General features: G+C 62.6%; 21 protein-coding genes. 8 read left to right on the forward strand and 13 right to left on the reverse strand.

What is annotated here, in order from left to right; all coding sequences use genetic code 11:
- The first annotated feature begins 37 nt into the window (after positions 1-37).
- From glcD to HXS66_RS01095, 4 genes are all read left to right on the forward strand, one after another.
- Positions 38-1537, forward strand: a complete 1500-nt coding sequence (gene glcD / locus HXS66_RS01080; RefSeq protein WP_077372680.1) for a glycolate oxidase subunit GlcD — start codon at positions 38-40, stop codon at positions 1535-1537.
- A 112-nt stretch (positions 1538-1649) separates the two neighbouring features.
- Positions 1650-2852: a glycolate oxidase subunit GlcE gene (gene glcE, locus HXS66_RS01085; protein ID WP_176502683.1), complete on the forward strand. Its 1203-nt coding sequence runs from the start codon at positions 1650-1652 to the stop codon at positions 2850-2852.
- A 28-nt stretch (positions 2853-2880) separates the two neighbouring features.
- Entirely contained in the window at positions 2881-4206 is a 1326-nt protein-coding gene (glcF, locus tag HXS66_RS01090; RefSeq protein ID WP_176502684.1) for a glycolate oxidase subunit GlcF, read from the forward strand.
- A gap of 61 nt (positions 4207-4267) precedes the next feature.
- A complete protein-coding gene (locus tag HXS66_RS01095) occupies positions 4268-4675 on the forward strand; it encodes a heme-binding protein (RefSeq protein WP_077372671.1) in 408 nt (135 codons plus the stop codon).
- Between the two features lie 123 nt (positions 4676-4798).
- Here the strand turns inward: HXS66_RS01095 and HXS66_RS01100 are convergent, their stop codons facing one another.
- The gene (locus HXS66_RS01100; RefSeq protein WP_176502685.1) at positions 4799-5704 is read right to left on the reverse strand and encodes a LysR family transcriptional regulator; all 906 of its coding nucleotides are present in this window, start codon (positions 5702-5704) and stop codon (positions 4799-4801) included.
- Positions 5705-5896: 192 nt separating this feature from the next.
- Here HXS66_RS01100 and mgrA point away from each other — a divergent pair, with 192 nt between their 5' ends.
- Positions 5897-6925 (forward strand): L-glyceraldehyde 3-phosphate reductase, encoded by a 1029-nt coding sequence (mgrA, locus tag HXS66_RS01105; RefSeq protein ID WP_054556771.1) that lies wholly within the window; start codon positions 5897-5899, stop codon positions 6923-6925.
- Positions 6926-7113: 188 nt separating this feature from the next.
- Here mgrA and xylB read toward each other — a convergent pair whose 3' ends face one another.
- The 10 genes from xylB to HXS66_RS01155 all read right to left on the reverse strand — a co-directional run bounded on the left by xylB (position 7114) and on the right by HXS66_RS01155 (position 18195).
- Positions 7114-8631, reverse strand: a complete 1518-nt coding sequence (gene xylB, locus HXS66_RS01110) for a xylulokinase (protein ID WP_176502686.1) — start codon at positions 8629-8631, stop codon at positions 7114-7116.
- A gap of 24 nt (positions 8632-8655) precedes the next feature.
- A complete protein-coding gene (locus tag HXS66_RS01115) occupies positions 8656-9357 on the reverse strand; it encodes a nucleoside/nucleotide kinase family protein (RefSeq protein ID WP_308477988.1) in 702 nt (233 codons plus the stop codon).
- A 60-nt stretch (positions 9358-9417) separates the two neighbouring features.
- The gene (locus HXS66_RS01120) at positions 9418-10260 is read right to left on the reverse strand and encodes an L-iditol 2-dehydrogenase (RefSeq protein ID WP_176502882.1); all 843 of its coding nucleotides are present in this window, start codon (positions 10258-10260) and stop codon (positions 9418-9420) included.
- 26 nt (positions 10261-10286) lie between these two features.
- Positions 10287-10997 (reverse strand): HAD family phosphatase, encoded by a 711-nt coding sequence (locus HXS66_RS01125; RefSeq protein WP_240499560.1) that lies wholly within the window; start codon positions 10995-10997, stop codon positions 10287-10289.
- 26 nt (positions 10998-11023) lie between these two features.
- Positions 11024-12271, reverse strand: coding sequence for an ABC transporter ATP-binding protein (locus HXS66_RS01130; RefSeq protein WP_077372662.1), 1248 nt, complete (start codon positions 12269-12271; stop codon positions 11024-11026).
- An 89-nt stretch (positions 12272-12360) separates the two neighbouring features.
- Entirely contained in the window at positions 12361-13245 is an 885-nt protein-coding gene (locus tag HXS66_RS01135) for a carbohydrate ABC transporter permease (protein ID WP_077373218.1), read from the reverse strand.
- A 31-nt stretch (positions 13246-13276) separates the two neighbouring features.
- On the reverse strand, positions 13277-14164 hold the full coding sequence (locus HXS66_RS01140; RefSeq protein ID WP_043334545.1) for a carbohydrate ABC transporter permease: 888 nt from the start codon (positions 14162-14164) through the stop codon (positions 13277-13279).
- A gap of 243 nt (positions 14165-14407) precedes the next feature.
- Complete coding sequence (locus tag HXS66_RS01145; protein WP_176502687.1) at positions 14408-15751, reverse strand: sugar ABC transporter substrate-binding protein; 1344 nt, start codon at positions 15749-15751, stop codon at positions 14408-14410.
- A gap of 708 nt (positions 15752-16459) precedes the next feature.
- Positions 16460-17416: a sugar-binding transcriptional regulator gene (locus tag HXS66_RS01150; RefSeq protein WP_077372656.1), complete on the reverse strand. Its 957-nt coding sequence runs from the start codon at positions 17414-17416 to the stop codon at positions 16460-16462.
- A gap of 185 nt (positions 17417-17601) precedes the next feature.
- Entirely contained in the window at positions 17602-18195 is a 594-nt protein-coding gene (locus HXS66_RS01155; RefSeq protein ID WP_077372653.1) for a Yip1 family protein, read from the reverse strand.
- A 289-nt stretch (positions 18196-18484) separates the two neighbouring features.
- On the opposite strand from HXS66_RS01155, the gene dctP reads away from it, so the two are divergent.
- Together dctP and HXS66_RS01165 are read left to right on the forward strand one after the other, a co-directional pair.
- Positions 18485-19480 (forward strand): TRAP transporter substrate-binding protein DctP, encoded by a 996-nt coding sequence (gene dctP / locus HXS66_RS01160; RefSeq protein WP_176493029.1) that lies wholly within the window; start codon positions 18485-18487, stop codon positions 19478-19480.
- A gap of 164 nt (positions 19481-19644) precedes the next feature.
- A complete protein-coding gene (locus tag HXS66_RS01165) occupies positions 19645-20640 on the forward strand; it encodes a TRAP transporter substrate-binding protein (RefSeq protein ID WP_176502688.1) in 996 nt (331 codons plus the stop codon).
- Positions 20641-20750: 110 nt separating this feature from the next.
- Here HXS66_RS01165 and HXS66_RS01170 read toward each other — a convergent pair whose 3' ends face one another.
- Entirely contained in the window at positions 20751-21389 is a 639-nt protein-coding gene (locus HXS66_RS01170; protein WP_176502689.1) for a LysE family translocator, read from the reverse strand.
- Positions 21390-21704: 315 nt separating this feature from the next.
- On the opposite strand from HXS66_RS01170, the gene HXS66_RS01175 reads away from it, so the two are divergent.
- On the forward strand, positions 21705-22205 hold the full coding sequence (locus HXS66_RS01175; RefSeq protein WP_176502690.1) for an HIT family protein: 501 nt from the start codon (positions 21705-21707) through the stop codon (positions 22203-22205).
- A 58-nt stretch (positions 22206-22263) separates the two neighbouring features.
- Here the strand turns inward: HXS66_RS01175 and HXS66_RS01180 are convergent, their stop codons facing one another.
- The gene (locus HXS66_RS01180; RefSeq protein WP_176502691.1) at positions 22264-23079 is read right to left on the reverse strand and encodes a hypothetical protein; all 816 of its coding nucleotides are present in this window, start codon (positions 23077-23079) and stop codon (positions 22264-22266) included.
- Positions 23080-23212: the final 133 nt, after the last annotated feature.

The following is a 23212-nucleotide window of genomic DNA, read 5'->3' on the forward strand; positions in this document are numbered from 1 at the left end:
CGGCATCGCGAGTACCGGACTCTCCTGGAGGCATGGCATGAATATCCTGTATGACCCGACGCTGGATGGCCCTCTCCCCCAGCACGACAAGTCCCGGGTACTGGCGCACCTCACCACGCTGCTGCCCGACCTCACCCTGCTGCATCGCGAAGAGGACCTGCATCCCTTCGAATGTGATGGACTGGCGGCCTATCGCGTCATGCCGATGCTGGTCGCGCTGCCCGAGCGTGTCGAACAGGTCGCCGCCCTGCTGCGCGAATGCCACTCGCTGGGGGTTCCGGTGGTCACGCGCGGTGCTGGCACTGGCCTTTCCGGCGGCGCCTTGCCGCTGGAACAAGGCGTGCTGCTGGTGATGTCGCGCATGGCGCGCATTCTCGAGATCGACCCCGATGCGCGTACCGCGCGCCTGCAACCCGGGGTGCGCAACCTGGCCATTTCAGAAGCTGCCGCCCCATACGGGCTCTACTACGCGCCGGACCCCTCCTCGCAGATCGCCTGCTCCATCGGCGGCAACGTGGCCGAGAATGCCGGCGGCGTGCACTGTCTCAAGTACGGCCTCACCGTGCACAACCTGCTCAAGCTCGAGGTGCTGACCATCGAGGGCGAGGCGATGACGATCGGCGCCGACAGCCTCGACTCCCCCGGACTGGACCTGCTGGCGCTGATGACAGGCTCCGAAGGCATGCTGGGCGTGGTCACGGAAGTCACGGTGCGTCTGCTGCCCCGCCCCGAGACGGCCAAGGTGCTGATGGCAAGCTTCGCCGATATCGACAAGGCCGGCCGTGCGGTGGGCGACATCATCGCCTGCGGCATCATCCCCGGCGGGCTCGAGATGATGGACAACCTCGCCATCCGCGCCGCTGAAGATTTCATCCACGCGGGCTATCCGGTGGAGGCCGCGGCCATCCTGCTCTGCGAGCTGGATGGTGCCGAGGCCGATGTCGTTGATGATTGCGCACGGGTTCGCGAGGTGCTGGAACGCGCCGGTGCCACCGAGATCCGGCTCGCCCGTGATGAGGCCGAGCGCGCGCGCTTCTGGGCCGGACGCAAGAATGCCTTCCCTGCCGTGGGCCGCATGTCGCCCGATTATTACTGCATGGATGGCACCATTCCGCGCCGCGAACTGCCCGCCGTGCTCAACGGTATCGCCGAACTCTCGCGCCAATCGGGGCTCGCGGTGGCCAACGTCTTCCATGCCGGTGACGGCAACATGCACCCGCTGATCCTGTTCGATGCCAACAAGCCCGGGGAGCTTGAGCTGGCCGAGGAGGTCGGCGGCAGGATTCTGGAACTGTGCGTGGCCGCCGGCGGCAGCATCACCGGCGAACATGGCGTGGGCCGCGAGAAGATCAACCAGATGTGCGCGCAGTTCAATCACGAGGAGATCAGCGTCTTCCATGCCGTGAAGGCTGCCTTCGACCCCACCGGGCTGCTCAATCCCGGCAAGAACATCCCGACGCTGGCGCGCTGTGCCGAATTCGGTGCCATGCATGTGCATGACAACCAGCTGCCACATCCGGAGCTTCCGCGTTTCTAGACAGCTCTTGAATTCGCCGCCACCAGACCTTCTGCCACCTGATTTTCGCCACTTCATCGCCACTTCATAGCCACTTCATAGCCACTTCATCGCCACTTCATAGAGATATGCCATGCCAGAGCCAGATGATTCGCTCCAGGATCAGGTGCCAAGCCATGCCGAGTGCGCCACACCTGCCGCCAGCCAGCACACGCAGGAACACGATGCCAGTGAGGCACTTTGCGAGCAGGTACGCGCCGCCCATGAGGCGAGACGCCCGCTGCGCATCGCCGGCAGTGGCAGCAAGGCCTTTCTCGGCCGTGAAGTGGCTGCCGAGGAAGTACTCGACCTGCGCACGCACCACGGCATCACCCACTATGACCCCGTGGAGCTGATGGTCTCGGTACGTGCCGGCACACCACTGGCGACGCTGGAGGCCGTGCTCGCCGAACAAGGCCAGCATCTGAGCTGCGAGCCGCCCCACTTCGGCCCCGAAGCGACCGTCGGCGGCACTCTCGCCTCTGGACTCAGCGGCCCACGCCGCCCCTGGAGCGGCAGCCTGCGCGACCTGGTGCTGGGCACGCGCATCATCAGCGCCGACGGCAAGGCGCTGCGCTTCGGCGGCGAAGTGATGAAGAACGTGGCGGGCTACGACCTCTCGCGCCTGATGTGCGGTGCCCAGGGCACGCTGGGCGTGATCAGCGAAGTCTCGCTCAAGGTGATGCCGCGACCGGTGGCGAGCGAATCGCTGTGCCTGGAGCTAAGTCTCGCCGAGGCGCTGACTCGCCTGGATGCCTGGGGGCGCACGCCGCTGCCGGTCACGGCGACCAGCTGGCATGACGGTCGCCTCACCCTGCGCCTGGAAGGGGGCGAGCGTTCGGTCCAGGCCGGGCGCGAGCAATTGGGCGGCGAGGTGTTGATGCCTGACCAGGCATCGGCGCACTGGACTGAGTTGCGTGAGCACCGCCTGCCCTTCTTCACCGCGCGTGCGCCACATCAGGCCCTGTGGCGACTGTCCTTGCCGCTGGCACTGGATCACGTCGAATGGCAAGCCGCCGTCAGCGAGCTGCTGGGTCATCTTGAGGACGCCGACCTGCTGTGTGACTGGGCGGGCGCCCAGCGCTGGCTTTACAGCGACGCCCCCGCTGACAGGGTTCGCTCGCTGGCCAGCCGGCTGGGTGGCCATGCCATCTGCTACACCCCGGGAGCCGTCGCTGCCGAGGACAGTCCATTGATGCCACTGGCCGCCATCAATGCCCGTTATCACCTCCAGCTCAAGCAGCAGCTGGATCCTCACGGCATCCTCAATCCCGGTCGTCTATATGCCGAGATGTGATTCACTTCATGACGGGAGACGCACCTGAATGCAGACCCACTTCAGTGACGCCGCACTTGCCAGGCCGCACATCCAGCGAGCCGACAAGGTTCTGCGCAGCTGTGTACATTGCGGCTTCTGCAATGCCACCTGCCCGACCTATCAGCTGCTGGGCGATGAGCGCGATGGCCCGCGTGGACGCATCTATCTGATCAAGCAGCTGCTGGAAAGCGATCCCGAAAGTCCCGACGAGGCAGTTCGCGAGCAGGCAACGCAGATCACCCGCGAGACCCAGCAGCATCTGGATCGCTGCCTGAGCTGTCGCAGCTGCGAAACCACCTGCCCGTCAGGCGTGCAATATCACACCTTGCTGGATATCGGCCGTCAGGAACTGGAACGGCGCGTCGGACGCCCCTGGCGTGAGCGCCTGCTGCGCACCGGGCTACGCCATGCGCTGGTCGAACCTGCTCGCTTCAAGGCCTTGCTGGCACTCGGGGTGCGCTTCCGCCCGCTTGCGCCGGGCGCGCTGGCCGACAAGATCCCGCTGGCCCGCGAGCACGACCGTCACGCTGAGCACCCGGCCGGCCCCGTCACCGCGACACCTTCTGATCAGGCGCTTTCGCGCCAGGTGCTGATGCTGGAGGGCTGCGTGCAACCGGGTCTGGCTCCCAACATCAACGCCGCCACCGCCCGCGTGCTGGCGCGCTTCGACATCGGCGTCACGCCGATCCGCGAGGCCGGCTGCTGCGGCGCCATCGACTATCATCTCAACGCCCAGCAGGCCGGTCGCACGCGCATGCGTGCCAACATCGATGCCTGGTGGCCGGCCATCGAGGCGGGCGCGGAGGCGATCGTGCAGACCGCCAGTGGCTGCGGCGCCTTCGTCAAGGAATATGGCGAGATGCTGGCCGATGACCCGGACTATGCTGAGCGCGCCGCGCGCGTCAGTGCCCTGGCGCGTGACATCGTCGAGGTGCTCGGTGAGGAGATCGCCCGCGATGACCGACCGACACTTTCCGCCGCCTCCCCCGACCCGCAGCCGCTGGCCTTCCACTGCCCGTGCACCCTGCAACATGCCCAGGGTCTGGGCGGTGAAGTGGAGAAGATATTGCGCGCGCTGGGCTTCACCCTGACCCCGGTCGCCGAGGGGCATCTGTGCTGCGGTTCCGCCGGCACCTACTCGATCACGCAACCGGAGTTGTCACGCCAGCTGCGAGACCGCAAGCTTGAGGCGCTGGAGGCCAACGGGCCTGCGCGCATCGCCACTGCCAACATCGGCTGTCAGACGCATCTCTCGAGCGCCGGACGCACGCCGGTAAGTCACTGGATCGAACTGGTGGATGACGCCCTGCCCGAGACGCTGCCGCAGGCATGACGATTCACCGTTACTGTTACTGGTACTCTCACTCACTCGCACCACTTGCCAAGGAAGCCCGATGATCACTCGCCACGTACTGACCCTCGCCGACGTCAATCAGATGCTGGACGCCGCCCAGAAGGAAGCCGAGACCAACGGCTGGGCCGTTTCCATCGCCGTTGCCGACGATGGCGGCCACCCGCTGGGCCTGCGTCGCCTGGACGACACCCCGGCGATGACCGGCTACTTCGCCCAGCAAAAGGCCAAGAGCGCTGCCCTGGGGCGCCGCGAGACCCAGCTGTTCGAGGACTCCATCAACGGCGGACGCACCGCCTTCCTGTCAGCGCCGGAGCTGGAAGGCATGCTGGGCGGCGGCGTGCCGGTGATGGTCGAGGGCCAGATCGCCGGCAGCATCGGCGTGTCCGGCGTCAAGCCGGAGCAGGATGCCCAGATCGCCAAGGCCGGGGTCGCCGCACTGGGTCTCTGAGAGACCGCCAGCCTGGTCAAGAGGCCTCACCGGTCTGAATAAAAGGCGATTAAAAAGACCGCCGCGCCCATCAGGGCACGGCGGTCTTTTTGCATACGCCACTCTTGCGTCTGTGCCTTTCGGTCACGCACTGCGAGGTGGCATGGCGGCTTCCACCGCCGCCATGAAGGCGCGCAGCTTGCCCGACTGCGGCAGGCGCTGGGGATAGAGCATGTAGATGCTGTTGGGCTCGCCCTCCTCGTGCGCCAGCAGACGCACCAGACGCCCCTCGGCCAGCTCACGATCCACCAGGTAATGAGCGACCCGGATGATGCCGGCGTGATCCAGCGCCTGCTGCTTGAGCAGACGATGATCATTGATCGCCAGTCCGCCAGCGGGGCTTATCTCACCACTGGCCAGCGGCCAGCCGGATTGCCCGGCCCAGCGGTGGCAACGGTGGTCGGCAAGTGCTGCGGCCGTGTGAGGGGTGCCCTGCGCCGCAAGGTACTCGGGCGAGGCACAGCAACAGTGGACGTAATCCAGCAGGCGCCGCGCGATCAGGTTGTCCGGTGGCGTGCGCGTGGCGCGAAACGCCACGTCAAACGGTTCGCGCGTCAGATCATGACTCTCGTAACTGACGTCCAGACGCAGCTCGACCGCCGGGTGGCGGGCCTGGAAGGCATTGCAGACCCCGATCAGATAGCGCTCGGCAAACAGCACCGGCGCCGTGATGCGCAACACGCCGCTGAACCCCTGTCGCGGGTGCTCCCTCCCATGCTCGAGGTCGTGCTCGAGGTCACGCTCCAGTGCCAGCAACTCGCTGCGCACGCCTTGCATGCGCTGGCGGATACGCTCGCCCTCCTCGGTCAGGCGCACCGCCCGCGTGGTGCGAATCAGCAAGGGCGCCCCGATATCGTGCTCAAGCCGCCGCACCTGCTCGGAGAGATGGGCGCGCGAGATGCCCAGCACCCTGGCCGCCTGCGTGAAGCTGAGCGATTCCGCCACCTGAGCGAACAACATCAGGCGCTCTACCTGCTTGTGATGCTGCATCCAGCCTGCTCCTCATGCCAGCTACCCGGGATTGGAGGGATCGAGACTGCCACAGCATTGTGCGCTATGGCGAACAATCTATTCGTTCGCATGTACTTATCAGACCGACAGACGCGACCTAGACTGAAGGCGTCATCCGAGGTCATTTCCTCCCTGAGACATCCCCGCCTTCACTCGCGAAAGGACTCCGCCATGCGCTATACCCCGGCTGAAGATCGCTACGAACGCATGCAATACCAGCGCTGCGGCAAGAGCGGCCTCAAACTGCCCCGCCTGTCACTGGGGCTTTGGCACAACTTCGGCAACAACGCCCATGAAGACAATGCGCGCGCCATCTGCCACACCGCCTTCGATCTGGGCATCACCCACTTTGATCTGGCCAACAACTACGGGCCGCCCCCGGGCAGCGCCGAGGAAATGTTCGGCCGCATGCTCAAGCGCGACTTCGCCGGCTATCGCGATGAGATGGTGATCTCCACCAAGGCGGGCTATCACATGTGGCCTGGCCCCTACGGCGAATGGGGCAGCCGCAAGTACCTGCTCTCGAGTCTGGATCAGAGCCTCAAGCGCATGGATCTCGATTACGTCGACATCTTCTACTCGCACCGCTTCGACCCCGACACGCCGCTGGAAGAGACGATGGGGGCGCTGGACAGCGCCGTGCGTTCCGGCAAGGCGCTCTATGCGGGCATCTCCTCCTACAATGCCCAGCGCACCCGCGAAGCGGCCGCCATCCTGCGCGAGCTGGGCACGCCCTGCATCATCCATCAGCCCAGCTACTCGATGATCAATCGCTGGATCGAGGAAGACGGCCTGCTCGACACCCTCGATGACGAGGGCATCGGCTCCATCGTGTTCTCGCCGCTGGCCCAGGGCGTGCTGACCGACAAGTATCTGGGCGGCGTGCCACAGGACAGCCGCCTGGCACGTGGCGGGGCGATCAAGGAAGACCACCTCACCGAGGACAACCTGGAGCGGGTGCGCGCCCTCAATGCCATCGCCGAGCGGCGTGGCCAGTCGCTGGCGCAGATGGCGCTCGCCTGGGCACTGCGCGGCAACCGCGTCACCACCGCACTGATCGGCGCCAGCCGTCCGCAGCAGGTCAGTGATTGCGTCAAGGCGCTGGATCACCTCGACTTCACCCAGGCGGAGCTTGATGAGATCGACCGCTACGCCGTCGATGGCGGCGTCAATCTATGGGCGCGCTCGTCCAATGCCTAAGCTCGTGCATAAGCTCGCACCCAAGTTCTCGCTCAAGCACGCAATCTAGAGCCTGATAGCGTACGAGAGCCTGATAGCGTACGTATGAGCTGCGACTGATGCAGTGAAGTGCCTGAAACACATCGCCCCCGCCGAGTGAGTCTCGACGGGGGCGATGTTGTCTGGCTTGAAGCGCTGATCGCAGGAATTCAGCCGTCGGTGGGAATGCCGTGCTCGCTGGCCAGCAGCGCGCGGTAATCGGCATAGCCCTTGCGGTAGGCGGCCACTCCCTCGGGCTGGGGCTGGGTGTGGGTCGTCAGGTCCAGCGCCACCAGCCGATCACACAGCGCCTTCAGCGTCTCGCTGCGTTGTCCCTCTCCCTGCGCGTCCCGCTGGCGCAGACACCAGCCGGCCTGAATGGCGGCGCCCAATGCGGCGGCCTCGGTCACCTGCGGGCAGACCACCTCGAGGTCGAGAATGTCCGCCAGCATCTGACGCCACAGCGGGCTCTTGGCACCTCCCCCCACCAGCCGAATCTGGCGCGCCGCACTGCCCAGCGGCCCCATGCACTCAAGCGCGTAGCGCAGGCCGTAGCTTGCGCCTTCCATGGTCGCGCGGCACAGGTTGGCCGGGGTGGTGTTGCGGCTGTCCAGCCCATGGAAACTGGCCTGGGCACGCGGCAGCATCGGCACGCGCTCGCCATTGAAGAACGGCAGGATCTGCACGCCCTCGGCCCCGGGAGGCGCACTTGCCACCTGCGCGGAGAAGGTATCGATGTCGAAGCCGAACATCTCGCGCACCCGTGTGGTGGCAGAGGTGACATTCATGGTGCACACCAGCGGCAACCAGCCGCCATCGCTGGCGCTGAAGGCAGCCACCTGAGGGTCACAGCCCTCGGGATACTGAGCTGACCACGCGCATACCGTGCCGGAGGTGCCCATGCTCAGCGTGACGCGCCCCGGCGCGATGTTGCCGGTGCCGATGGCACTCATCATGTTGTCCCCACCACCACTGGAGACGGCGACATCCGGGCGCAGTCCGAAGCGCGCGGCGATCTCGGGCCGGATATGCCCGGCGGGCTCATGGGATTCGATGAGTCTGGGCAACACGCGCCGGGCATCAAGCTCCGGGGCGATCTGCGCGAAGACATCCTGATGCCAGCAGCGGCGCCGGGTATCGAAATAGCCGGTGCCCGAGGCGTCGCCGTATTCGGCGACATGCTCCCCGGTCAGCCAGAAATTGAGATAGTCATGCGGCAGCAGGATGCTGGCGATGCGCTGATAGCGCTCAGGATGCTGCTCACGCAGCCAGGCGAGCTTGGAGGCGGTGTAACCGGTCTGCAGCACCAGTCCCAATGCCTCCAGACAGCCCGCCTCTCCTCCCAGCGCCTCGACCAACGCGGCGTTATGCTCGCGGGTCTCGGTATCACACCACAGCTTGGCCGGATAAAGGGGCACGCCCGCCTCATCCAGCACCACCATGCCATGCTGCTGACCGGACACCCCGATCGCCTCGATGCGCCGCGGGTCCAGCCGCGAGGTGGTCAGTGCCTCATCGAAGGCACCTTCCAGCGCGGCGACCCAGTCGAGCGGGTCCTGCTCACGGCGCCCGTTGGCCCCTTCCTGCAGCGCATGACTGCGCTGGCCCTGAGCCACGATCCGCCCGGAGTCCGGGTCGAGAATCATCACCTTGGTGCTCTGGGTTCCACAGTCAACGCCGACCCACATGCGGCTCTCCTTGCCATCCATCATTCATCTGTCATCCGCATCGGGGCCGATGGGGTCGTTCGCCAGACGCCAGCGCCAGTCGGCGTTGAGCGAGTCCTGCTTGATCAGATGCGCATTGAGCATGTCCTTGTGATGGGTACGCTCATGGGCACCCCGCGCATCCTGGCCCATCTCGCGCCAGCGATGCAGCAGGCGCGGCACCAGGACCTCATCCTCGATGTCCAGGAAGATGCGGATGTCGAACAATTCCAGCAACGCATCCCAGGGCGCGTGGCGCAGCAGCAGATAGTTGCCCTCAACCAGCACGATGCGATGACGGGGCTCGACCACGCGGCCTCCGGCACGCGCCAGATCCAGCGGGCGGTCGAACACCGGCACGGCCACCGGGCCATCATCGGCGCGCACCCTGACGAGGTCGTGATAGAGCCCGCGCGCATCGAAGGTCTCCGGAGCGCCCTTGACGTAGAGCAGCCCCAGAGGGGCCAGCACGGCGTTGTCGTAGTGATAGCCATCCATCGGCACCACCACGGCGATGCCGGGTTCCAGCGCGTTGAGGGTCTCGCACAGGGATTCCGACAGCGTCGACTTGCCCGCCGCCGGCGGACCGGCGAGGGCCACGATGGTACGTGTGCGCTGACTGGAGGCATGTTCCGCCAGCACACGGCTGGCCATGTCGTCCAGTGAGGGCGACATGTGGGCCAGGCGAGAATCGGGTAAAGATGTCACGTGACTACCTCATTCATGGATGCACACCGCTTGCAGCAGGACGGAAGGTGTCTTTCATCCTTAGCTCATCCAGTTGCCACCGTCGACATTGAGTGTCTGGGCGACGACGAAATCGCTGTCTTCACAGGCCAGGAATACCGCAGCGCCGGCGTGGTCATCCGGCAGCCCCATGCGCCCATAGGGCACGGCCTCCCCGACCAACCGCTTCTTCTCTCCCAGCGGGCGCTGTTCGTGATGGGCAAACAGCGCATCGACCTGATCCCACATCGGCGTATCCACCACGCCCGGCGCGATGCCATTGACATTGATGCCATGGCGGATGAGATCAAGTCCGCAGGACTGGGTGAGACTGATCACGGCCGCCTTGGAGGCGCAATAGGCGCTGACCAGCGCCTCACCCCGCCGCCCTGCCTGCGAGGCCATGTTGATGATCTTGCCGCCCTGCCCGCGCTCGACCATCGTCCTGGCCACCGCCTGCAGGGTGAAGAACAGCCCTTCGACATTGACCGCCAGCTGGTGGCGCAACATGCCTTCGCTGACCTCAAGCACCGGCGCCATGGCGAAGACGGCCGCATTGTTGACCAGAATGTCGATCGGGCCCAGCTGGGCCTGCACGCACTCCAGCATGCTCTGACGCGAGACGCTGGAGGTCACGTCCAGCGTCACCGCCAGCACCCGCGCCTGCGGCCCGGCCTGTGCACGCAGTCGCTTCGCGGCACGCTCGGCCGCCTCGCCATTGATGTCTGCCAATGCCACATAGGCACCTTCCGCGACATACCGGGTGGCGATGGCCAGACCGATGCCTCCCGCACCGCCCGTGACCACCGCCACCTTGCCCTTGAGCCTTGCACTGCGGGACACCGGCGACGTCACGGAGTCACTGTCAGTGCGTCCAGAAGCCATGTGCATGTGTCACCCCCTGACGGTGCTCATGTGGCGCTCAGGTCGCTGGCCTGTCCAGCATGCAGCTGGCGAATCAGACCGTTGACCTCCTCCATGGTCGCACAGCTCTGCCAGGCACCCGCCTCCTGCTGACGCTGCGCATGCCCCGGCGGAATATGTCCGGCACCGGTAAAGCCGATCACGCGCAGACCGGCCGCGACCGCCGCGCTGACACCGGCCAGGCTGTCCTCGACCACCACGCATTCCTCGACATCACGCCCCAGCTGACGCAGTGCCAACTGATAGACATCCGGCGCAGGTTTTGGCCGTGCGACCTGCTCGGCCGTGAACAGCGGCACCTTTCCCAACCAGCGATCCAGACCCGTGGCGGCCAGCGAGGCACGCACTCGTCGCTCGGCGCTGTTGGAGACGATCGCCACCGCCAGACCCCGGGTCATCAGCTCGCCCAGCAGTTCCGCCATGCCCTGGATGGGCGCAAGCTCACTGGCCAGACGCGACTCGATGGCGTGATCGATGCGCTCCATCGCCTGCGGCGGCAGCGTGTGAGCGCTCATGGCCTCCAGATGCCCCAGAATGGCATCAGTGGTCATGCCCAGCGCCGCACGCAGCTCCGCCTCGGTATCCAGGTCCGGCAGCCATTCCCCCAGCTGACGTGACAGCACCTCCTCCGCCAGTATCTCGCTGTCCACCAGCACGCCATCACAATCGAAGATCACCTGCTGCAAGGGTGTACTCATGTCGGCCTCCTCCTCGGGCTTCCCGTTCATGCGCGGGCTGCCTGTGCGGCACCGGCACTGGACAGTGAATTGTCCTGGCGCGTCAGGCTGGTCAGCGGGTGACGGTTGAGATTCTGCAATGCCAGGCCCGCGGCGGTGAACAGGTGCGCACGCTCGGTCTCGAAGCCGTAGCGGATGCGGTCTCCCACACGGCTGTCGACGTCGCCATCCGCCATCAGGATCCAGCCGCTGTCGGACTGCTCGTCAGACTTGAGGCCGCCGATCGGCGCATCACCGGAGCCGTCCGGGGTCGCCAGATAGAGCGACGTCACCCCACCCAGACGCTCGATGACCTGAATCTGACCCGTGAACGGACCATTCTCGTCGAGCACCAGATGCTCCGGCCGCACGCCCAGCGTCAGGGTATCGCCGACACACACCGAGGCACCGTCTTCCGTCTGACTCACGACCGGAATCAGGTGCTCACTGCCATCCGGCAGACGCACCGTGACCCCTTCGACCGCCACGGAGGTGACGGTGAGGTCGAGGAAGTTCATCTTCGGTGAGCCGATGAAACCGGCCACGAAGCGATTGCGCGGGTGATGGTAAAGCTCCATCGGCGAGCCGACCTGCTCGACCACACCGCCCTGCAGCACGACGATCTTGTCAGCCATGGTCATGGCCTCGACCTGATCGTGGGTCACGTAGATCATGGTCGCCTTGAGCTCGGCATGCAGGCGCGCCAGCTCGATGCGCATCTGCACGCGCAGCGCGGCGTCCAGGTTGGAGAGCGGCTCATCGAACAGGAAGATGCTCGGGTTGCGCACGATGGCACGCCCGATGGCGACACGCTGACGCTGACCACCGGACAGTGCCTTGGGCTTGCGATCCAGCAGCGGACCCAGTTGCAGCACCTCGGCGGCCGCATTGACCTTCTCGGCACGCTCTTCCTTGGAGACGCCGGCGAGCTTGAGGCTGAAGCCCATGTTCTCGCCCACCGTCATGTGCGGGTAGAGCGCATAGCTCTGGAAGACCATCGCCAGGCCGCGCTCGGCCGGGCCGACATCGTTCATGCGATTGCCATCGATCAGGATGTCACCGGACGTCGCGTTCTCGAGACCGGCGATCATGCGCATCAGCGTGGACTTGCCGCAGCCGGACGGGCCGACGAAGACCACGAATTCCTGGTCCTTCACTTCCAGATCGACCCCCTTGATGACCTGGGTCGTCGTGGCGCTGGCGCCACTGCCGGAGGTGAATTCCTTGACGATGTTCTTGAGCGTGAGTGTGGACATGGGAGGTTTCCTTATCCGCACCTGCCCTCAGGCAGGTGATGGCAAATTTGGGTGGCATGGCATCGAGGCGACATGCGTATGGCGCGCCGTTACTTGACGGCACCGAAGGTCAGGCCGCGAACCATCTGCTTCTGGGTCATCCAGCCGAAGATCAGGATCGGCGCGATGGCGAGCGTGGAAGCCGCGGAGAGCTTGGCCCAGAACAACCCTTCAGGACTGGAGAAGGAGGCGATGTAGGCAGTCAGCGGTGCGGCGTTGGAGGTGGTCAGATTCAGGCTCCAGAACGCCTCGTTCCAGCTCAGGATCACGCACAGCAGGCCGGTGGAGGCGATGCCCGGCAGGGTCAGCGGCAGCAGCAGATGGAAGATCTCCTGCAGCGTGCTGGCGCCGTCCATGCGTCCGGCCTCCAGGATGTCCTTGGGAATGTCCTTGAAGAAGGTGTAGAGCATCCAGACCACGATCGGCAGGTTCATCAGCATGTAGATGATGATCAGGCCGGTGCGGCTATCCAGCAGCCCCAGATCGCGGAAGATCAGGTAGACCGGCAGCAGCACGCCCACGGACGGCAGCATCTTGGTGGAGAGCATCCACAGCAGCGTGCCCTGGGTGCGCTTGGTGGGCAGGAAGGCCATCGAGTAGGCGGACGGAATCGCGATCAGCAGCGCCAGCAGCGTGGCACCCAGCGAGATCACCACGCTGTTGAGGGCATACTTGAAGTAGTCCGCACGCGCCTGGATCTCGATATAGCCCTCGATGCTGGGCGTGAAGAACAGGCTCGGCGGTGTGGCGATCGCCTCGGCCTCGGTCTTGAAGCTGGTGAGGATCATCCAGAAGATCGGGAAGAACATCACCAGCGCGATGGTCCAGGCCACCAGGGTCAGGACAAGTTTCTTGTTGATCACGCTGCGGCGCGCACGACTGGCGCTCACTGCTGCGCTGGCGGCGGCCACGGAATTGGAAGTTGAAGTCGACATCATTGAGTCTCCCTGTGCTGAGCGCTTGTCATCAGTTCTCGAGATTCTTGGCGACGGTACGCACCAGGAAGAAGGCCACGATATTGGCCAGGATGATGGCGATCACGCCACCGGCGGAGGCACCCCCTACATCGAAGTCCAGCAGGGCGCGGATGTAGATCAGGTACGCCAGGTTGGTCGAGGCCAGCCCCGGACCACCGGAGGTGGTGACGAAGATCTCGGCGAAGATGGTCAGCAGGAAGATCATCTCGATCATCACCACCACGCTGATGGCACGCTTCAAGTGCGGCAAGGTGATGTAGAAGAAGATCGCCACCGGCCCTGCCCCGTCCATGCGTGCCGCCTCGACCTGGTCGTCATCCAGTGACTGGATGGCGGTCAGCAGGATCAACACCGCGAACGGCAGCCACTGCCAGGTGACGATGATCACGATGGAGGTCAGCGGCAGGCTGGCGAACCAGTCGATGGCCGGCAGACCGAACAGCCCGGCGACCCAGGCCAGAATGCCGTTGACCGGGTGCATCATCATGTTCTTCCACACCAGCGCACTCACGGTGGGCATGATGAAGAACGGCGCGATCACGAACAGACGCGCGACGCCACGCCCGAAGAATTCCTGCTGCAGCAATACCGCCAGCAGCGTACCGCCGACCACGGTGGCCACCAGCACCCAGCCCACCAGCAGCAGGGTATTGCCCATGGCCGTCCACAGGGACGGGTCGGTCAGCAGATAGTAATAGTTGTCGACGCCGGCAAAACCGGACACCGACGGCATCATCAGGTTGTAACGCTGGAAGGAGAACCACAGGGTCATGACCAGTGGTACCAGCATCCACATCAACAACAGGCTTACGGCTGGGGCTTGCAGCGACAGGGTTCGCAATCCCCCGACGGTGCGTCCGGATGCTCTCGTGCGCATGGTGAGTCCTTCGATACGGTGAGGAAGTCCGGCAATGCGGTGGGCTTCAGGCCGAGGCTCCCCGTGCCACGCCGCGAGGGCGTTGCAGAAGTCTCGAGAGGAAGAGGTTGCCGCGGGTGCCGGACGGGCTCCCGCCGTGCTTCGAGTCAATTCGTGTTGAGGCTCAAGGCAAGGCGGGAGGCCGTTGGAACATTCAGGTCAGATCAGACCAGATCCTTTGAGATCACAGCCGTTGAGATCAGATCAATAGCCCGACTGGCGCATGGTACGCTCGGTGGAACGCTGGGCGGAGGACAGCGCCTGCTCGACCGACATCTGGCCCGCCAGCGCCGCGGCGATCATCTGACCCACCTGGGTACCGATGGACTGGAATTCCGGAATGGTCACCATCTGCACGCCGACATACGGCACCGGCTCAAGCGTCGGATCGGTCGGGTCGGCACTGGTGATGGCGTCCATCACGAAGCCGGCGAAGGGGGCGGCGTCCTTGTAGGACTGATTCTCGTAGGTGGAGACACGGGTGCCCGGCGGGATGCTGGCCCAGCCTTCACGCTCGCCGACCAGATTCACGTATTCCTGGGATGTGGCCCAGGTGATGAAGGTCTGGGCGGCATCCTTGGACTTGGAAGACTCAGGAATGGCCAGTGCCCAGGACCACAGCCAATGCGAGCCCTTCTCCGTCTTGGCGATCGGCGCCGGCGCGAAGCCCAGCTTGTCAGCCACGGAAGATTCCTTCGGGTTGTAGAGCTTGCCGGCTGCGGACGTGGCATCGACCCACATGCCGCACTTGCCGCTGGAGAACAGCGCCAGGTTCTCGTTGAAGCCGTTGGAGGTCGCCCCCGGCGGGCCGTACTTGCCCATCATGTCGACGTAGAAGTTGATGGCCTCGCTCCAGGCCGGCGAGTCCAGCTGCGGCTCCCACTCCTCATTGAACCAGCGGCCACCGAAGCTGTTGACCATCGTGCCCAGCACCGCCATGTTCTCGCCCCAGCCCGGCTTGCCACGCAGGCAGATACCGTAGACGCCTTCATCCGCGGAGTTGAGCTTGGCGGCCCAGTCGTTGATCTGTGTCCAGGTCGGCTGCTCCGGCATCTCGATACCGGCCTTCTCGAAGAGGTCCTTGCGGTAGTAGAGCATGGAGCTCTCGCCATAGAACGGCAGCGCGTAGAGGCCCTGGTTCTCGCCTTCGGTCAGGCTCAGACCATCACGCACCGGCTTGATCAGGTCATCGACCTGATAGTCGTCCGGCAGATTGTCGAGCTTGGTCAGCCAGCCGTGCTTGGCCCAGATAGGCACTTCATAGGTACCGATGGTCATGACATCGAACTGGCCACCCTGGGTCGCGACATCGGTGGTCAGGCGCTGACGCAACACGTTCTCTTCCAGCACCACCCAGTCGAGAGTGATATCCGGATGCGCCTTCTCGAATTCGCTGGTCAGGCTCTGCATGACCACCATGTCGGCGTTGTTGACGGTCGCCACGGTGATGGTCTCGGCACTCACCTGTGCGCTGAGCGGCGCAATGGCGGCGACGCTGGCGAGCGTGAGCAGATGACGGCGGGGCTTGGTGATGTGAGGTAGGCGCATGAGGGCACTCCATCGGGCGTTATTGGCATTGTTCTTTTCGAGGGTAGCGGCACCTGAGGCACCGATACCTTCCCATCTACCGGTCTGGTGCTCGAATGTCCTGGCGAGACATCTCGGCACAAATACGTTCGATCAAAACGTCATTCAGTGAACAAATGATCGGATCAGACCTTTGAAAAAGCAAACTCTGAAGCGCTATACCTTGGGCTATACCACCTTGGGATCTGATCCTTTGGGTGTAGACCGATAGCCGGCATGACCTCTGAGCTTGCGACCCGATCAGCCTATACAGATATTAGCGTTAAACGAAACAACGCAGCTCTTGATCGAGGCGGAAATCCGCCGTCATTGAGTCGAACAATCCTGCCGGAATGTCTGACAAGAGATGACAGGTTTCGCAGCAAAAGCCGTGGGCCCGACGAAGAAAGGAGAGAAAGAAAGAGAAAGAGAAAAGAAGGTGAGAAATAAGAGGGAGAAAAAGAACAGAAATGGCGGCGTGAGGGTTGTGTGCATCCCCCAGGCATCGCGCCAGCAAGACAACGCCAGACACTGCCCCCGCCCTGCTCCCGATGACTCGCCCGGCGCCTTGTACGGCGTCTATTCCGAGAGCCTGTCATCGGGAGCCTGTCGTCGAGCGCAAGCCGTCAGCAGAACGCCATCAGAATGCCCCCATCACTCTGAAGCCATTCGAAGGCAGCCGTCTCCTGCTCAGTCCTTGAGTGCCGCGCAGACCCGCTGGGCGGCCACTTCATCGATGATCAGCCCCTGCAGCCAGCCACCGCGCAATGCACTCAGAATGGCCGGCACCTTGTCGTGCCCGCCCGCCAGCCCGATCAGCGGCTGTGCCTTGAGCGAGGTCAGCGGCACGCTGGTGATGCGCTGCGCCAGCGGGCAATCGATCAGCTGTCCATTCATGTCCAGCGGCCAGCCCATCAACTCGCCCACGGCACCGACTTCCATCAACTCATCGCGCTCGGCGGCGCTGATGAACTGATCCTGGAACAAGGTCGCCTGGGCATCGAGTCGCCCGATGCCGATCATGCCCACATCGGCCTCGCAGGCGACGCTGAACACCGCCTTGACCAGACTCTGACTGAGCAGTGACTCCTTCTCCTCGACACTGGCCGCCACCACCGGTGCAGGCAGCAGAAAGCGGTCCGCGCCGATCTTGTCCGCCAGCAGCATCACGCCGTCATAGCGGTTCGAGGAGCCATTCAGAGCGACATTGCCGACCAGCGACACGATACGATGCTGGGGCCGCTCACTGCGGCTCAGGGCTTCCACCGCCGCACGCACCGCGCGTCCGGTACTCAACGAAATGGTCTGGGGCTGCTGTCGACCGAGATAGAACGACAGGCGCTCGGCACCGGCCACCGCGAGATACTCCGCAATGCTTTCCGGCGACTGGGTGTCCGAGGGCACCACATCGCAGAAGCTCAGACCGAATCGCTCCACCAGCGCATCCGACAGCGCCATGCTACTGGCCACGGGGTGATCGATGGAGATCTTGACCAGGCGTTCCTGACGCGCCAGCGACAGCAGGCGCTGTATTCCCGGGCGAGAGACCCCAAGCTGGGTGGCAATCTCATCCTGGGTTCGCCCTCCCACATAGGACAACCATGCGGCACGCGCAGCCTGCTCCAGTCTCAGCTCAAACTTGTCCATGCGCTTTCTTCCACACTGTCTATTGAGTCCAACACTTTCCACGCCGCTGCCGCCGAGCACAAGGGCCACGGACCAACACGGTCACGAAACGGCGACGCCCCGCCGGTTAAGGCGAGGCGTCGAAGGTGTGTTTTCTCAAGCAGTTGGCATCACGTCACTGACATCGGGGTCGTTGCCTCACGGGGCTACATGAACCAGCGTGCGCCGTACCCCCACAGCAGCACGGTCACCGCCAGCAGTCCTTCCAGCACCAGCACCCCGATCCCGAGCGTGGAGCCGGTGACCAGAAAGCCTTCCTTGTTGGAGATGTCCAGCAGTGGCGGGATGCCCAGATACAGCAGATAGGCGCTGTAACACAGGCCGATGGTACCGGCGAGAATGCACAGCCAGATGATGGGATACAACGCCACCAGGCCTGCCAGGAACATCGGCGTGGCCACATAGCCTGCGAAGATGATGCAGCGACGACGACTGGGATGACCCGAGAAGCGCTGCGACAGCAGGTGTATGACGGTGCCCATGAAGGCGATCGCCGTCAGGATGGCGATGTAGAAGGCGATACCGGCATAGAAGGCATCGAGGGGTTCCAGCAGGATGGCGTGGCCTTCCGTCAGGCTCCAGCCGACCTGGGTGGTACCGATGTAAGCGCAGATGACAGGCACCAGCGCCATGAGCAGCACATGATGTGCGTAGAGGTGGGTGATGGATTCGTGTTCCTTGCGGATGGTCTGCCATTCCCGTTGCGGATGTGCCATCAAGCCCCATACGTGGGTCAGCATGTGGTCTACCTCCCGTTGACAGTCGTCGACAATCCGGTCATGCGGTCCCGGCGCGGAATTCGTGTCAGGGCAGTTGCACGGCCTTGTTCTGAGCGTAGACCACATTGCGTCAACTGGCAGTTCAACGCCCGTTGCGCCGCCCTGAACCCTGCGTTGGTGCAGGGGAAAGGAGAGCGGCGGCTTGCGTTGACCGAAACACCAACGGCAAGGGAGGCGCGAATGAGAGATACTGGATGTATCAGACACAACGGATGGATGACGACACATGCCAACTGGACAGCGCTCAAGCATGAAGAGAGTGCTCGGAGTGATCCTTGCCCTGGGTCTGGCGCCAATGGGCGCGGACGCCCGGGCAGACTCGGTCGAGCTGACCATGAGCCGGGAGTATGGCCCCCAGACCATGATGGGTCAGCGTGCCCAGGCATTCGTCGAGAAGGTGGCCTCGCTCAGCGAGGGAGAACTGGTGATCCATTTCGGTGAAGGCCCACTGACTCGCCTGCGGTCAGTGAATCATCTTGAAGCCATCAACGCCGATATCATTCAACTGGCGGACTCCCACAGCGGCGCCCTCGCCACCAGCATGCCGCTGTTCAGCATCAGCTCACTGCCCGCGCTGGTCGACAATCCGCGCCAGGCCCGAGAGCTCTATCGACTGGCTCGCCCGAGTTACGAGGCACTGCTGGCGCGCCATGATCAGATTCTGCTCTACGCCCTGCCCTGGCCTCCCAGCGGACTTTGGTCACGCAAGCCGATCGCCGAGCGCCAGGACCTCCAGGGGCTGACCGTGCGTGCCTATGACCGCAATACCCAGCGCGTGCTGCTGAACCTCGGCGCCATCGCCAGCGTGCTGAGCTGGGAGCCGATGCAACAGCAACTGGCCGAAGGCCGCATCGAGGCCGTGATGACCTCGGCATTGGGCGGTCTGACAGCCGAGCTCAACCGCACGCTGGATCACTACACCGCCCTGCAATACGCCATGCCGCTCAATATCGTGCACATGAGCCAGGCGAGATTCGAGGCCCTCGACGCCCCCCAGCGCGAGGCGCTGCTCACCGCCGCGGCAGAGATTGAAGATACCAGCTGGGACGCCATCGCCGGCATCCTGGAAGAGACGCACGCCCAGCTTGAACACGCGGGCGTGACTGTCCGCAATCCCCTCACGCCTGATCTCAAGCAGTCACTTTCCCGCGCCAGCATCAGCGTGATCGAAAGCTGGCGCAGCAAGGTAGGCCCGAAGGAAAACGAATTGCTGGATCACTATCTTGACGTGCGCTCCACGCTCTAGCGCCGCCCACGCTCTCCAGTCCGCCCAGGTGTCTCGCGACACCCGGGCATGAAGCGCGAGCCATTCGGTCTGGCGGATCAGCCCCGAGCCGAGGGCCGTGGGAGCGCCCTCGAGTGTCCCGATGCCGGACACCCGGAATGACAACAACGAGAAAGGCCCCCTCCATGACGCCATCCTCTCCTCTGCGCCGATTCCGTTCGCTCATGGCGCTCACCGCGCTGTTGACGACCCCCCTTGCCCAGGCCCAGACGACGCTCAGCATGAGCAGCGACTACGAGCCCGATACCCTGATGGGCCAACGCGCGGCAGAATTCAGCCAGGAAGTCACCAGGCAGTCCGATGGTGATCTGGCCCTGACGCTGCGCTCGGACATTCGCTCGACCAGTCACCTGCAGGCCACTTCCGCCGGCGTCATCGACATTGCCGCGACGCTGAGCGGTGCCCTCGCCGAGGAGATTTCCTTCTTCGGCATCTCGTCGTTGCCGGCCATCGCCTACAACCTCAAGGAAGCGAACCGTCTCTATCAGCTCGCCAAGCCCCGCTATCGCGAGCTGCTCGAGGACCACCACCAGATACTGCTGTTCGCGCTGCCATGGCCCCCAAGCGGCCTGTGGAGCACTCGGCCCATCGCCGATGGTGATGACCTCAAGGACATGCCGATTCGCACCTATGACCGCAACACACAGCGTATCCTGCTCAATCTGGGGGCCGACCCGCGTGTCATGAGCTGGGGGGAACTCAAGCCCCTGCTCGAAGCCGGCAGCATCCACGGCGCCCTCACCTCCGCCATGGGGGGTGTCAGCGCGGAGCTCTACCGGTACATGCCCAATTTCACGACGCTCAACTACGCCATGCCGCTCAATATCGTTCACATGAATCGTGACAGCTTCGATCGTCTCGACAAGCGCCAGCAGACGGCACTGCTCGCTGCCGCGAAGGCAACGGAAGAAAACGCCTGGGCATCTGCTGAAGCCGTGCTCGCCGAGGCCTATACCACCTTGCAAGCCAATGGTGCACGCCTGATCACCCCTGCACCGCCGGCACTCCGCCGTGACCTGGAAGCCGCCAGCCAGCATGTCTTCGATAGCTGGAAGCAGAAGGTGTCACGCCAGGACGGCAACCTGCTCGAAGAGTATCTGGAATCACGACCTGAACGCTGAGCCTTAAAGCACTGATGATCGACAGGCTCCAGACACGACAACGGCACCCTCGGGTGCCGTTGTCGTCTTCGTGCGCTTCATGTCTTGTGCGATGGCAGCCAAGGCTCGGCTCACCGATGCGACGCCGCCAGCCCCGCGCCGGCCACGACGAACAGACTGCCCGTGGTGCGATTGAACAGCCGCACGCGCCGGTGGCTATCAAACCAGCGACTGATGCTGGAACCCGCATGGGCGTAGGTGCTCATCGTCAGCAGGTCCACCACCAGCCAGGTCAGCGCCAGCACCACGAACTGGGGCAGCTGCGGCTGGGCCATGTCGATGAAGTTGGGGAACAGCGCGCCGAAGAACAGCAGGTCCTTCGGGTTGCTGATCCCGATACCGAAGCCCTTGCGGCACAGTTGCCAACGCGTGGCTCTGGCGCGGGTCTGGCCCTCCTCCCCCACGGCATCGAACACCACCGGCTGGGATGGCGCCCGCCAGGCCTGAATGCCCAGATAGATGAGATAGAGCGCCCCGACGATCTTCAGCACCAGAAACCCCGTCTCCGACGCCGCCAAGGCCGCGCCGAGGCCCAGCGACGACAAGGCCATCAACACCAGTGACGCCGCCGCTCCGCCCGCCACCGTCGCGAACGAGCGGCGTCGGCCGTGGCGCAGGCCATGATCCATGCACAGCAACGCAAACGGTCCGGGAAAGGTGATCAAGGCGGTGATGACGCTGACATATGCCAACCAGACGGTGAGTTCCACTGGATTTCCTTGTCGTTCAACGAATGACGAACTGCTGAAAGGTGACCTGCCAATATCGCGGCTCTCCGCCGCGTCAGCAACAATTTTCGCTTCGATCGGCTCGGCAAGACAGTCACGTGGCACTTCATCGAGCAGGCAGCTGCCGTAACCCCTTCTGCGGGAACTGCCAAGCATTGACAACCAGACTCCATCAAACTTCACTCATACAAGGAGACTCCCAAGCTCTCTTTACAAGGGCTCTGTTCACAAGAGCTCTGATCACTGTGACCCAGAATCAGGACGAATCTGGCGACACTTAACTACCAGGGAAGGATCATGAGTGACTGCGTATTTTGTCAGATCGTTACCGGCCAGAGTCAAAGCCATATTGTGGCCGAAGATGAGCACTTCCTGGCCTTCCTCTCTATCTTCCCCTCTACCGTGGGCAACACGGTCGTCATTCCCAAACGCCATCTGGGCAGCTGCGTGTATGAACAGGATGACGAGGTGATTCTCGGCCTGATGCGTTTCACGCGTGGCGTGGCGCGCAAGCTCGATGCCTACTTCGGGACAGCACGTACCGCCATCATCTTCGAAGGTTATGGCGTCAACCACCTGCACGCCAAACTCATCCCATTACATGGCACCCAGCCAGGCGAATGGCAGGCCAGACACTCGAAGATGAAGTACTACATGACCGAATACGACGGCTATGTCGTCAGCGCGGATGGACCTCGCGGGGACGAAGCGCAGCTCGCGACACTGGCGGAAGAGATACGAAAAGGAAAATACCCTGATAATCAAGACCGCTTATCCAATAATGCTCAACATCAATAACCTGCTGAAAACATCAAAGCACATTCTTTATGAATGGATATAAAACAAAAAACAAACATTATACCTGGTCATACATACTAATGTATGCATAGTCATTAAAAAAATTAGTGAATGACTCTAAATTTAAACAATTTTTCCGAACTGCCAAAGCTTCATCCAGACGGATAGGGTCATATATAAAACCAATTTGAGCCTGATCCAAATAAAATCCAACGATACCTTCACCACGACAATCTAGACTAACTACATTATAACTATAATGATACATGCCAGATTTATGCTCTTCTTGAAGAGAAGAATAATCAACCGACCCAAGATCTATAACATCCCAAGAAAAAGAACTAGAATAAGTTTGGTAACAATGCCCGTATGGAGAACTTAAACAGTCCATAACTACGCCGCCGACTCCTTCACAGCCACTCTCTCTCATATACTTAGAGAAAGCACTCCTAAACTTAGACTCCACTATAAAATTCTGATCAGGGAAGTTTATAAAATTTAGATCTTTCTCCAGATTATCTTTAAACAATGTCAATATTGCATTTGCAGCTTCTATATTACCAATCCAATAATGATCACTGCCTTCATAGATTCCACTACTTAAGATTTTAACGAGACGAACATCATGCTCATGAGAGCAAAGTATAAAATCTAGTTGAGATTCATATTGACACGCAACATCAAATAAGTAGTTTACAACGCCCTGAGTTGTAATATCGTGCATCGAATGAATAGCGCGAATCGCATCTATAGCTTGATCAGATAAGCCAGCATAAGAAATTGTGAGCCATTTATTTACCACTACACTTTTCAATCTTCCAGGAATAACTTTATCCTTGATACCATTTTCATCTGAGATATAAGTATCTGACATCACGCTTATTCTTTCGCCGATTCTTTTAGCTATAACGATAGTCATCTAGCCCACCAATGCAGAAACAATAGTGAAACACCTGATAATTTACCTAGCCATAATAAAATCAATATAGACAAAAAAGCCTCCCTTT

Source organism: Cobetia sp. 5-11-6-3 (assembly GCF_013374055.1).
GTDB lineage: Bacteria > Pseudomonadota > Gammaproteobacteria > Pseudomonadales > Halomonadaceae > Cobetia > Cobetia marina.